At 62.5% G+C, this 11,679-nt stretch carries 10 protein-coding genes; 7 read left to right on the forward strand and 3 right to left on the reverse strand.

Going from position 1 to position 11,679, the window contains the following annotated elements; genetic code table 11:
- Nucleotides 1–102 precede the first annotated feature (102 nt).
- From hprK to ptsP, 5 genes are all read left to right on the forward strand, one after another.
- On the forward strand, nt 103–1,053 hold the full coding sequence (gene hprK / locus QQL64_RS13700) for an HPr(Ser) kinase/phosphatase (protein WP_284400687.1): 951 nt from the start codon (nt 103–105) through the stop codon (nt 1,051–1,053).
- Nucleotides 1,054–1,057: 4 nt separating this feature from the next.
- Nucleotides 1,058–1,951 (forward strand): RNase adapter RapZ, encoded by an 894-nt coding sequence (gene rapZ, locus QQL64_RS13705; protein WP_284400689.1) that lies wholly within the window; start codon nt 1,058–1,060, stop codon nt 1,949–1,951.
- Between the two features lie 43 nt (nt 1,952–1,994).
- The gene (locus QQL64_RS13710; protein ID WP_126673254.1) at nt 1,995–2,387 is read left to right on the forward strand and encodes a PTS sugar transporter subunit IIA; all 393 of its coding nucleotides are present in this window, start codon (nt 1,995–1,997) and stop codon (nt 2,385–2,387) included.
- Complete coding sequence (locus QQL64_RS13715) at nt 2,380–2,649, forward strand: HPr family phosphocarrier protein (RefSeq protein ID WP_284400694.1); 270 nt, start codon at nt 2,380–2,382, stop codon at nt 2,647–2,649. The genes QQL64_RS13710 and QQL64_RS13715 overlap by 8 nt, the downstream gene beginning before the upstream one ends.
- Nucleotides 2,650–2,767: 118 nt before the next feature.
- Nucleotides 2,768–4,504 carry a phosphoenolpyruvate--protein phosphotransferase gene (gene ptsP / locus QQL64_RS13720; RefSeq protein WP_284400697.1) on the forward strand — a complete coding sequence of 579 codons (1,737 nt, stop codon included), beginning with the start codon at nt 2,768–2,770 and terminating at the stop codon, nt 4,502–4,504.
- 11 nt (nt 4,505–4,515) lie between these two features.
- Here ptsP and QQL64_RS13725 read toward each other — a convergent pair whose 3' ends face one another.
- Nucleotides 4,516–5,394: a LysR family transcriptional regulator gene (locus tag QQL64_RS13725; protein ID WP_284400699.1), complete on the reverse strand. Its 879-nt coding sequence runs from the start codon at nt 5,392–5,394 to the stop codon at nt 4,516–4,518.
- Nucleotides 5,395–5,592: 198 nt separating this feature from the next.
- On the opposite strand from QQL64_RS13725, the gene QQL64_RS13730 reads away from it, so the two are divergent.
- Nucleotides 5,593–6,522 (forward strand): YeiH family protein, encoded by a 930-nt coding sequence (locus QQL64_RS13730; protein WP_404601066.1) that lies wholly within the window; start codon nt 5,593–5,595, stop codon nt 6,520–6,522.
- A 15-nt stretch (nt 6,523–6,537) separates the two neighbouring features.
- On the opposite strand, the gene tsaB is transcribed toward QQL64_RS13730, so the two are convergent.
- Nucleotides 6,538–7,224, reverse strand: a complete 687-nt coding sequence (gene tsaB / locus QQL64_RS13735) for a tRNA (adenosine(37)-N6)-threonylcarbamoyltransferase complex dimerization subunit type 1 TsaB (protein WP_284400702.1) — start codon at nt 7,222–7,224, stop codon at nt 6,538–6,540.
- A 26-nt stretch (nt 7,225–7,250) separates the two neighbouring features.
- Nucleotides 7,251–8,204, reverse strand: coding sequence for a hypothetical protein (locus tag QQL64_RS13740; RefSeq protein WP_284400704.1), 954 nt, complete (start codon nt 8,202–8,204; stop codon nt 7,251–7,253).
- Nucleotides 8,205–8,640: 436 nt separating this feature from the next.
- On the opposite strand from QQL64_RS13740, the gene QQL64_RS13745 reads away from it, so the two are divergent.
- Nucleotides 8,641–11,469 (forward strand): valine--tRNA ligase, encoded by a 2,829-nt coding sequence (locus QQL64_RS13745; RefSeq protein ID WP_284400705.1) that lies wholly within the window; start codon nt 8,641–8,643, stop codon nt 11,467–11,469.
- Nucleotides 11,470–11,679: the final 210 nt, after the last annotated feature.

Genomic DNA, 11,679 nt, shown 5'->3' on the forward strand with positions numbered 1-11,679 from the left:
TCCCCCTCCCGGGCCTCATAACGACCCGCCTCCGAGCCCAAGCTGGCACAATAGTTCCTGCCGCCGCCCCCGATCAGGCCTCTGCGGCGCAAAGGAACGCCCTTGGACCGCCTCACCGCACGACAACTCTTCGACGATATCCACGAGCGCATGGCGCTGCGCTGGATCGCGGGCATGCGTGGCGAAACACGCACGCTGGAGTACGGCTCCACGCCCGCGCGCCGCCCTTCGCTGGTGGGCTATCTCAACGTCATCTATCCGAACAAGATTCAGATCGTCGGCACCGAAGAGCTGAGCTATCTCGACGGCCTGGATTCGCGACAGCGCTGGGAAGTGATTCACAAAGCGGCCGCGACGCAGCCAGTGGCCTTCATCGTCACCAAGGACCAGACGATACCCGCCGACCTGCGCGAAGTGGCGGAAGAAACCAACACGCCTCTGTGGATCAGCGCCAAACGCGGCCACGAATTGTTGACCTGGATGCAATATCACTTGGCGCGCACCATGGCGCCGCGTCTCACCTTGCACGGTGTATTGCTGGAAGTGTTCTCGATTGGCGTGCTGATTACCGGCGAGGCCGGTTCCGGCAAAAGCGAGCTGGCGCTGGAACTGATCAGCCGCGGCCATCGGCTGGTCGCCGACGACGCGCCCGAATTCACCCTGATCGCGCCGGACGTGATCGACGGCGCCTGCCCCGAGCTGCTGCAAGATCTGTTGGAAGTGCGCGGCCTGGGCATACTCAACGTGCGCGAAATGTTTGGTCACACGTCCGTAAAGACGTCCAAATACCTGCGCCTGGTGGTGCACCTCAAGCCACTGCGCGAGGCCGAATACTCCGATGGCATGACGCGCCTGACCGGAGACGTCGGGCACCGCGAAATTTTCGACGTGCAGGTGCCGATGATCACCCTGCCCGTCGCGCCCGGCCGCAACCTTGCCGTACTGGTGGAGGCAGCCGTGCGCAGCCACATGCTCAAGAGCAAAGGCATCGATCCAGCCATGAGCTTTATGGATCGCCAGGCCCACCAGATGCGCCGGCTTCCTCCGTGGTGACCTCATGAGCGAAAACATCAGCCTGCTGTTTGCCGACGATCCGAACGCCATCCATCTGGTGGTGCTGACCGGCATGTCGGGTGGCGGCAAAACGGTGGCCTTGCGCGCACTGGAAGACCTGGAGTTCTACTGCGTCGACAACCTGCCCAGCGCACTGCTGCCGCAATTGGTCGACGCGGCGACGCGCGGCGATAGCCATCGCCGACGCATCGCCGTCGGCGTGGACGTGCGCAACCGTGACGAAGATTTTCAACACATGCCCAAAGTGCTCTCGTCCCTGGCGGCGAGCGTGCATGTGCATCTGATCTTCATCGACTGTAGCGATGCGGTGCTGACGAAGCGCTTCTCGGAAACACGACGTCGACATCCATTAGCTTCACGAGGCATGTCGCTAGCCGATGCAATCGCCGAGGAACGTCGGTTGTTGCGTCCATTGATGGCGATCGCCGAACGCGTGATCGACTCCAGCGATTTGAACGTACACCAGCTGCGCCGCTTGATCGCCACCGGTTACGCGCAAACCACCGCCGGTCTCACGCTGATGTTCCAATCGTTCGCCTTCCGACGCGGACTGCCCCTGGATTCCGATTTCGTGTTCGACGCGCGCTGCCTGCCCAATCCGCATTGGGAGCCGACATTGCGCCCGCTTTCGGGCAAGGACGGTCCAGTGCGCGAATTCCTCGAACAGCAGCCTGTGGTCGGCGAATACTTTGCCGATACGGCGCGCTGGCTCGACGCGTGGCTGCCCCGCTTCGAAGCGGATGACCGTAGCTACGTCACCATCTCCATTGGCTGTACCGGCGGTCGTCACCGTTCGGTCTACCTGGTCGAAAAACTCGCCGCGCACTACCGCACCAGCCGCGAAGGCGTTCTCACTTTCCATCGTGAACTCGAGTGATAGCCATGTTGTCTCAAACCAAACTCACCAAAGCCGCCGTGTCATGACCGTCGGCGTGTTATTGATGACCCACGAGTCGGTCGGCCAGGCGCTGGTAAAAGCGGCACGTCACGTGCTGCCGAAACTGCCGCTGCGGGTCGCCACCGTGGAAGTACCGGCGCGAGCCGATCCGGATGTGATGCGCACGCTGACCGCCAAGCATGCGCGTGAACTGGATCACGGCGATGGCGTGCTGGTGTTGGCGGATCTCTACGGCGCTACACCCTGCAACATCGGGCTGTCGTTGAGTACCGTCGGTGTAAGGCTACGCTGCGTATCGGGATTGAATCTGCCCATGCTGCTGCGCGTGCTCAACTACGCCGATAAGCCGTTGGACGAACTTGCGGAAATCGCGGCCAGCGGCGGTCGCGGAGGAATCTTCATCGATCATGCTTGAAAAAGATATTGTCGTCTCCAACAAACTGGGCTTGCATGCCCGCGCATCGGCCAAACTGGTGCAGCTCGTGCAAGGTTTCAAATCCACCGTCTGGTTGATCAGCAAAGGTCGCGAAGTGAATGCTCAAAGCATCATGGGCGTGATGATGTTGGCCGCAGGCATCGGCACGCCGTTGACGATACGCGCCGACGGACCGGACGAATCGACCGCGCTCAACGCAGTGGCGGATCTGTTCGAGCGAAAATTCGACGAAGGGGCGTAAGGATGAAGCAAGGAACAGGGAACGGGAAACGGAGCACGGAGGTCGTCTCGACATCCGGGCTGCGTCAACCTGCGCCGGTTCACCGCTTCACGCTCCTTGCATTGCCGGGGACCTGCCTATGAGGCAAATCCTCGCCGGCACGATGGCAGCACGCGGCATGACCCTGGGTCGCGCGAGACTAGTGCAACCCAGCCGCTACCACGTCGATACGCGTCCGCTCACCGAAGAAGAAATTCCTTCCGAGCTTGAGCACCTCCACAAAGCGCTGGACACGGCACGCCACGAACTGCGCGAACTGCGCGGCAAACTGCATGGCGCGCTGGCGCGCGAAGTCAACGAGTTCATCGACGCGCACACCCTGCTGCTCGACGACGCGGAACTGCTGCGCGGGCTGGATGAAATGATCAGCATCGGCCGCTATCGCGCCGGCGCCGCGCTGAAAAAGCAGCGCGATCGTCTCGCCGGTGTATTCGGCGCCATGGACGATCCTTATCTGCGCAGCCGCATGGAAGATGTCGACCAGGTGATCGGCCGTGTGATCTCTGCCTTGCAGCGCCAGACCAGCGTGGAAGAACGCAAACTGGCCGCACGCGTCGGCGAAATCCTCGTGGCCGATACGATCGCGCCCGCCGACATGGCGCACCTTGCCGGCCACGGATTGCTCGGCGTGATCACCAGCTCCGGCAGTCCGTATTCGCACAGCGCGATTCTTGCGCGCAGCCTCAGCCTGCCGATGCTGGTAGGTACGCGCGATGCGCTGTCGACCATTCACGACGACGACCTGATCCTGCTCGATACCGAGCACGGCGAAGCGGTGGTGCATCCCACGGCACAGGATCTCGCCCGCTATCGCGCCTGGCAGCGTGAAGCCGCACTGGAAGGGCGCCGGCTGGCCAGCCTGGCGAATGCACCCACGCGGACGCGCGACGGTATCGATGTGCGGCTGCTGGCGAATGCCGAATCCGTTACCGATGTCGCTTTGGCGCGCACGCGCGGCGCCGACGGCATCGGTCTGTATCGCACCGAATTCCTGTTCCTGCGCCACAAGGGCCTGCCGTCGGAAGACGAACAGTTCATCGCCTATCGCGATGTGGTACTCGGCATGGGCGGCGCACCCGTCACCATTCGCACCCTCGACCTTGGCGCAGATAAGGCAGATGCCGCCGGCCTGGTCATTCGTGGCGAGGAGAATCCAGCGCTAGGCGTGCGCGGCGTACGGCTCTCCTTGCGTCACCCGGCGGTATTCACCACGCAGATCCGCGCCATCCTGCGCGCCGCCTGCTACGGCCCGATGCGCGTGCTGGTACCGATGGTCACCCAGCCGGACGAACTGATCGCCGTGCGCACGCTGTTCAAACTGGCGCGACAGGACCTCAAGCGCGAGAACGTCGACCTGCCGGAAAAGCTGCCGCTGGGCGCAATGATCGAAGTGCCTGCAGCAGCGATCAACGTGCGCGCGCTGCTTGAACACGCCGACTTCCTCGCCATCGGCACCAACGACCTCGCGCAATACGTGCTCGCCGCAGATCGCGGCAACGACGCGCTGGAAAACATCTACAACCCGCTGCAACCTGCACTGCTGCGTTTGCTGTCGCACGTGATTTCCGCGGGCCGGCGCGCGGGCAAGCCCGTAAGCTTGTGCGGCGAAATCGGTGGCGACGTCAATTTCACCGCATTGCTGCTTGCGCTGGGTCTGGGCGAATTCAGCATGCATCCCAGCCAGATCCTGCATGTGCGCGATCGTCTCGCCACACTCGATCACGCCGTACTGCGACGTCATGCGCCCCGACTCGTTCGGGCACGCACGCATGAAGAAGCGGAAGCCATTCTCGCGGCTATTGTCGAAACTGCGTAGGTTTGAGTTCGTCAGGCCAGCGAATGCAGGAACGCTTCCAGCGCCGCGCCGCGGTATTTCTCTCGGTGCAACAAGATCGACAACTTACGACGCAGATCCAGGAACGGTGTTTTCAACGCCACCAGCCGGCCAGCCGCGAGCGCATCGGTCACCGCGACTTCCGGCAGACAAGCAATACCAAGTCCCGCGCTCACCGCCTGCTTGATCGCCTCGATCTGATCGAGCTCGATCACCGTCTCGCCGGGCGGTAACTGCGCGAGCGCACGCTCGCTGGTGGTACGCGTCGCGGAGCCGGGCTCGCGCAATACCCAGCGCGCCCCCGCGAAGTGTTCGGGTTTGAGAACACGTTTTTTTGCCAGCGGATGATCCAACGGTGCACAGACCACCAGCGCATCGTCACGCCATGGGTGTGCTTCGAGCAGCGGATGGGTGACCGGACCTTCGACGCAGCCGACATCCAGGCTGTGATCGAGCACGCCCGCGGCAATATCTTCAGTGTTGGCCACGCGCAGGCGGATAGCTACCTGCGGGTGAGTGCGCACGAAGTCCCCGAGCAACTCCCCCACGCGGTAATTGCCGACCGTATTGCTCGCGCCGATCCGCAGCTCGCCCGCCAGCGACGCGGTTTTGCCGGTAGCGCGCCGCCCGAATTCGGCGTGGCGTTCGAGCAGCTCCTGCGCCAACGGCAATAACTCGCGCCCGCGTGCGTTGAGCCGCAGCCGCCCCCGCTCGCGGTCGAATACCGGCGCATCCAGCTGCCGCTCCATTTCGGCCAGCGCCATGCTGGCGGCGGGCTGGGTGAGGTGCAGCCGATCGGCGGCAGCGCGCACGCTGCCGTGCAAGGCGATCTGCACGAAAACATCGAGCTGGCGCAGGCTGACGTTAACCATCAGTCTATTTTATGGCATGGATTAGATATTTCAAATTTTCCTAATCGATACCGGCGAGGAGAATGCACCCGACCCCCAGGACTCTCTGCCATGAATGCCACCTCGATCCCCATGACCTCGCCAAGCCCGATCAGTCGCGCATCAGGTTTATTGCTTGCCATCGGCATTGCGCTGCTGGCCTGGTGGCTAGGGCACCGCATGCCGCTGATCGGCGGTCCGGTGTTCGGCATCGTGCTCGGCATCCTCGTACGCAACCTGCTAGCGCCGCCGGACAGCTTCAATCCGGGTATTCAGTTCGCCAGCAAGCAGATCCTGCAATGGTCGATCATCGCGCTCGGCTTCGGCCTGAGCCTGACCCAGGTGGCGAAAACCGGGCTGGAGTCGCTCTCCGTGACGATGGTGACGATGACCACGGCGTTCGTCACCGCGCTGGTGCTCGGCCGCTTGATGAAAGTGCACAACAAGCTGCAGGTGCTGATCGGCGTGGGCACCGCGATCTGCGGCGGCTCGGCGATCGCGGCGGTGACGCCGATCATCAAGCCGGACGATCACGACACCGCGTTCGCGATCTCGACGATCTTTTTGTTCAATCTCGTTGCGGTGCTGCTGTTCCCGCTGTTGGGGCACATGCTGCACCTGTCCGACCTCGGTTTCGGGCTTTGGGCTGGCACGGCCATCAACGACACGTCTTCGGTGGTCGCGGCCGGCTACAGCTACAGCAACGCGGCCGGCGACTACGCCACCATCGTGAAGCTGACGCGCGCCACGCTGATCATTCCGATCTGCCTGATCCTCGCCATTGCCGTGGCCGTGCGCGAAAAGCGCGCGGCGAAGCACTCGGGCAACGTCAGCGACTTCAGTCTGTGGCGCATCTTTCCGTGGTTCATCCTGTGGTTTCTGGTGGCTTCGGCGGTGCGCACGGCGGGTTACGTACCCGTGGTCATACAGCCGGCGATTCACCTGGCGGCGGAGTTCATGATCATCGTCGCGCTCACCGCGATCGGCTTGTCGGCCAACTTGCGCAAGATGGCGGCGACCGGCGCTCGGCCGATTCTGCTGGGCCTGGGTGTGTGGGCTGCGGTGTCGATCAGCAGCTTGCTAGTGCAACTCGTGATTGGGCGGCTTTAATCGCCCGCTGACGCCTCAGCGCCCCTGTTCTGCCAGGGTCAACGCCACCTTGTCGCGCAAATACACCGGCAAAGCGAGTTCCGGTGCATGCGCGCGACCGGCCTTGAATTCGCTCACCGCCAAGGTGGCCACGTGACGTGCCTGCGGATAGCAGGCGCCATCGGCCGAACGGGGTACCACGCCCAGCCGGTCACGCAAAGCGTCCGCATACGTTGCCCAGCCCGTGCCGACGACCTGCCAGGCGCTCGCCTGCGGCAACACCAGTGACTCCGCCGTGGTGACGCGTTCTTCGTCCAGCGCGATCAGACCGCCGCCTGCGTCGCGCCGGTAGCTGGCTGCATAGATCTCGCCCATGCGAGCGTCGATCACCGCGAGAATGGCAGCATCGTCTTCCGGCGCCTCGAGCGCGAGCGCAGCGAGCGAGGAGATCGTCACCACAGGCAAACCCAACGCCATCGCCATGCCCTGTGCCAACGACACGGCCAGGCGCACACCGGTAAACGCGCCAGGGCCGCGGCCCACCGCAATCGCATCCAGCGCATGTTTGCCGATACCGGCTTCGGCTAATAGCTCATCGGCCATCGGCAACACGCGTTCGGCCTGGCGGCGTGGCGCCAGCTCGGTGCGCGCGATGACGGTTTCACCGTGGACCAGGGCGACGGAGCAGGCTTCGGTGGCGGTTTCGATGGCTAGCAGGTTCATCGGGCCATTCTCGCACCGCCAAGCTTTTAATACCGCTTGGCTTTGGGGTTGTAGTAGCTCGTATCGGTCGATTCGAGCAATTTGCGCATCGCCGGGCCGATGTGCTGAAAGCCGTGCGCGGCCAGCACTTCTTTCTTGCCCGGAATATCGTATTGACCTGTCACGCCCGGTCGCGGCGTGCCATCGGCCGGAATATCCGCTGGCCGCGGCAACTGTTCCGGCCAATGCTGGGCGTGCAGTGTCAGCTTGGGGCACCAATGACGATTGTCCGGATGCACCGGCTCGCGCTCGGTGATGCCGAGAACCGCTTTTTTGCCGAACTCTTTCACGAACGCCTGATAAAAATCGTATTCCAGCGTGTTCTCGATCGTCGGCTGGATCGCATCGAGCATCTTGAAGAAGCGCGGATCGTTGCGCGCAATGAAGAATTGCGTCGACAGTGTCTGCTTGCGTTTAATGCCGAAGTCGTTGCCGAAGGCGTTAAGCACTTTGGCGACACCCAGTTTCACTTTCGCGAACGGATGGCGTAGGCGACGCCACTGCGGACGCTGGTCGGTGCTCCAGGTCGACGCGGCCAGATAAGCCTCCGGATGACGATCGAGCAGATCGATGTAGCGCTTGATGATGCCTTGATCGAAAACCCAGGTATCGGCTTCCACGTGAATCAGATACTGCGGGTTGTAAACCTCCACTGCCGCACGGCAAGACTGCTGCAGCAGATTCAAGGCGCCGTAGATGATGGTGCGAGGTTGGCAACGAACCAGCACGTCTTCCATGTGCGGCTCGTAGGTCACATCTGAGCAGGAATGAACGATCGGCCACGGCTCCGGATAGTTGAGCCTCACGATCTCCATATTGATGCGCGCGCAATCCGGACGCTCGTGATTGGTCATGCACACGACCGCCTTGGGCCGGGGAACCGTCGCTGCAGGATGCGGCAGACCGGCTGTCGCGATATCGACCTCGTTCCTCGTTTCCATTCCCTACCCGCCGCCCCGTTTGATAGCGCCCAAGCCAACGAGGAAATATAGCCGAATTGCCCCTTAGAGCCAGTCCTCATAGTCCACGTGGCCCGCGCCGGGATCTGTTTGCGCGCAAGACCAGGAAGAACGAGGGCGTGTATGTCGATACACAACCGAGTGATGACGCAGGATTGCGGGCAAACAGACCCGGCCCTTCGGGTTGTCGCTGAGTGGCCGCCATGCGGCAGCGCGCGGCTTGGCCTGACAGCCAGTCAGGCGCTGCGCCACGCACTACCACCTGACGGCCACTCAGCGGCAACGCGGGCCACGTGGACTATGAGGACTGGCTCTTACAGACCCTCTACGCTTTGGCAGCCCAGCCGCTGACCTTTACAATGCGTGTTTCACGCCTACCCACGCGCCCCGGCAACCGGGGCGCAAACGCGAGTCCCCGATGGAAAAGAGTTTCGAGCCCCGCCCGATCGAGTCGAAGTGGTATGCCCGCTGGGAAGCCAGCGACGTATTCCGCCCGTCGGGGCATGGCGAGCCGTACTGCATCCAGCTGCCGCCGCCGAACGTCACCGGCACCCTGCACATGGGCCACGCGTTCCAGCAGACGGTGATGGACATGCTGATCCGCTACCAGCGCATGCGCGGCATGAACACGCTGTGGCAGGTAGGAACGGATCACGCCGGCATCGCTACGCAGAAGATCGTCGAGAACCAGCTCGCCGTCGAGAACAAGAGCCGCCACGATCTGGGCCGCGAACCGTTCGTCGAGCGCGTGTGGCAGTGGAAGGACGAATCCGGTTCCACCATCACTAACCAGATGCGCCGCCTCGGTGTCGCCGCCGATTGGTCGCGCGAGCGCTTCACGATGGACGAAGGTCTGTCGGCCGCCGTGCGCAAGGTGTTCGTGGAGTGGTACCGCGCCGGGCTGATCTATCGCGGCAATCGTCTAGTGAACTGGGATCCGGTGCTGGGCACGGCGGTGTCCGATCTCGAAGTGAACAGCGTCGAGCGCGACGGGCATATGTGGTCGATCCGCTATCCCGTCACCGATAGCGACGAGAGCATCGTCGTTGCAACCACGCGCCCGGAAACCATGCTGGGCGACGTTGCCGTGGCTGTACATCCGGAAGACGAGCGCTACCAACACTTGATCGGCAAGACGCTAACGCTGCCGCTGAGCGGTCGCCAGATTCCGGTCATCGCCGACGACTATGTCGATCGCGAATTCGGCACCGGTTGCGTGAAGATCACGCCTGCGCACGATTTCAACGACTACGCCATCGGCCAGCGCCACAAGCTGGCGCCGATCGAGATCTTCACGCTCGACGCGAAGGTCAACGGCAATGCACCGGCGAAATACCAGGGCATGGATCGCTACGACGCACGCAAAGCCGTGCTCGCCGATCTGGAAGCGGCTGGCCTGTTGGTCGAAACCAAACCGCACAAATTGCAAGTTCCGGTGAGTCAGCGCTCGGACGCGGTGATCGAACCGATGCTTACCGATCAATGGTTCGTCGATCTCACCAGCGACGCGCAGAAAGATGGACGTCCGGGCGGACGCAAGGCCATCACTGAACCTGCGCTCGATGCCGTTCGTTCGGGCGAGATCAAGTTCGTGCCGGAAAACTGGACCAGCACGTACACGCAATGGCTGGAGAACATCCAGGACTGGTGCATCAGCCGCCAGCTGTGGTGGGGACATCGCATTCCGGCGTGGTACGACGAAGCCGGCAACATCTTCGTCGGCGAGAATGAAGCCGACGCGCGCGCGCATGCCACTATCGCACCGGTCGGTGCTTTGAAGCAGGACGAAGACGTGCTGGACACATGGTTCAGCTCGGCATTGTGGCCGTTCTCCACGCTCGGCTGGCCCGCCAACGGTCCGGTGAAAAACGAGCGCGGCGATATCGTCGCCCACTGGGAAACCGACAAGATTTTCCTGCCTAGCGCGGTGTTGGTCACCGGCTTCGACATCATTTTCTTCTGGGTCGCACGCATGGTGATGGCGACCAAGTACTTCACCGGGAAGGTGCCGTTCCGCGAGGTGTACATCAACGCCATCGTGCGCGATGCGGAAGGCCAGAAGATGTCCAAATCGAAGGGCAACACCCTCGATCCGTTGGACCTGATCGACGGCATCGAACTGGAACCGTTGGTGGAGAAGTCCACCAAGTCGCTGCTGATTCCGCAGGTGCGCGAGAAGGTCGAGAAGCGTATCCGCAAGGATTATCCGAGCGGCATTCCAGCCATCGGTACGGATGCGCTGCGCTTCACCTTCGCCGCGCTGGCCAGCTACAGCCGCACCATCAACTTCGATATCAAGCGCGCCGAAGGCTACAAAGCGTTCTGCAACAAGCTGTGGAATGCAGCGCGCTTCGTGCTGATGAACCTTCCGGAAGGCAAACTGCCTGCCCCGTCGGGCGCACCGGCCACCGAAGCCGAACGCTGGATTCTCACCCGTCTCAAGCAAACGCTGGTCGACGTGGAGCAACACTTCACCAGCTACCGCTTCGACCTGCTTGCGCAGGCGTTGTACGAATTCACCTGGAACGAGTTCTGCGACTGGTTCCTCGAACTGTCCAAGCCGGCGTTGAACGGCGATGATGCGATAGCAGCCGCTTCAACGCGTCACACCCTGGTGGTTGTTCTGGAAACGGTGTTGCGCGCACTGCATCCGATCGTGCCGTTCATCACGGAGGAAATCTGGCAGTCGGTGGCGCCGAAGCTTGGCATCGACGCCGAAGGCATTTTGCACCGTTCGTGGCCGAAGGCTGGCGAGATTCCTGCCGACGAAGCGGCCACGGCCGAGATCGAATGGTTCAAGAACGTGCTTAGTGGCATCCGCCGCATTCGCGCGGAAATGAACATCGCGCCAGGCAAGACCATCCCGCTGCTCCTCGCCGACGGCGATGCCAGCGATCGCGCACGTGCAGCCAAGTTCGCCGCGCAGATCAGCTTTCTCGCCCGCGTGGAAGCACCGCAATGGATCGAATCCGGCGCCCATGAACCGGCGGCAGCCGCGGCCGTCGTCGGCTCGCTGCGTGTGCTGATTCCGCTCGCCGGGCTGATCGACCTCGGCGCCGAGAAAACACGTCTCGCCAAGGAAATCGCGCGCATCGAAAGCGAGATCAAGAAGTGCGAAGGCAAGCTTAGCAACGCCAACTTCGTGGCTAATGCACCGGCCGAGGTTGTGGCACAGGAACGCCAGCGTATTGCCGATTGGGGTACGCAGCTCACGGCGCTGCGCGAACAGATGCAGAAGTTGGGATGACGTTTTAGCCCCTCTCCCTTCGGGAGAGGGGTTGGGGTGAGGGTGCGATCAGCGCGCGTTATTGAAAGCTTGCGCAAGTCTTGAATATCACGCTCCGCCCGTACCCTCACCCGCCTCTCGGCACCCTCTCCTCGCTCCTCAAAACCGAGCACATCCGTGTGCTCTCCCCGCGTGCCCACAGGGAGAGGGATTCCCCATGTGTAGATCGCG

The sequence above is a fragment of the Dyella lipolytica genome (genome assembly GCF_030160075.1).
GTDB classification, from domain to species: domain Bacteria; phylum Pseudomonadota; class Gammaproteobacteria; order Xanthomonadales; family Rhodanobacteraceae; genus Dyella_B; species Dyella_B lipolytica.

Coding starts and splice junctions, on each gene's coding strand:
- rapZ (WP_284400689.1), top strand. CDS start 1,058: ATGAGCGAAAACATCAGCCTGCTGTTTGCCGACGATCCGAACGCCATC.
- QQL64_RS13710 (WP_126673254.1), top strand. CDS start 1,995: ATGACCGTCGGCGTGTTATTGATGACCCACGAGTCGGTCGGCCAGGCG.
- QQL64_RS13715 (WP_284400694.1), top strand. CDS start 2,380: ATGCTTGAAAAAGATATTGTCGTCTCCAACAAACTGGGCTTGCATGCC.
- ptsP (WP_284400697.1), top strand. CDS start 2,768: ATGAGGCAAATCCTCGCCGGCACGATGGCAGCACGCGGCATGACCCTG.
- QQL64_RS13725 (WP_284400699.1), bottom strand. CDS start 5,394: ATGGTTAACGTCAGCCTGCGCCAGCTCGATGTTTTCGTGCAGATCGCC.
- QQL64_RS13730 (WP_404601066.1), top strand. CDS start 5,593: ATGCCGCTGATCGGCGGTCCGGTGTTCGGCATCGTGCTCGGCATCCTC.
- tsaB (WP_284400702.1), bottom strand. CDS start 7,224: ATGAACCTGCTAGCCATCGAAACCGCCACCGAAGCCTGCTCCGTCGCC.
- QQL64_RS13740 (WP_284400704.1), bottom strand. CDS start 8,204: ATGGAAACGAGGAACGAGGTCGATATCGCGACAGCCGGTCTGCCGCAT.
- QQL64_RS13745 (WP_284400705.1), top strand. CDS start 8,641: ATGGAAAAGAGTTTCGAGCCCCGCCCGATCGAGTCGAAGTGGTATGCC.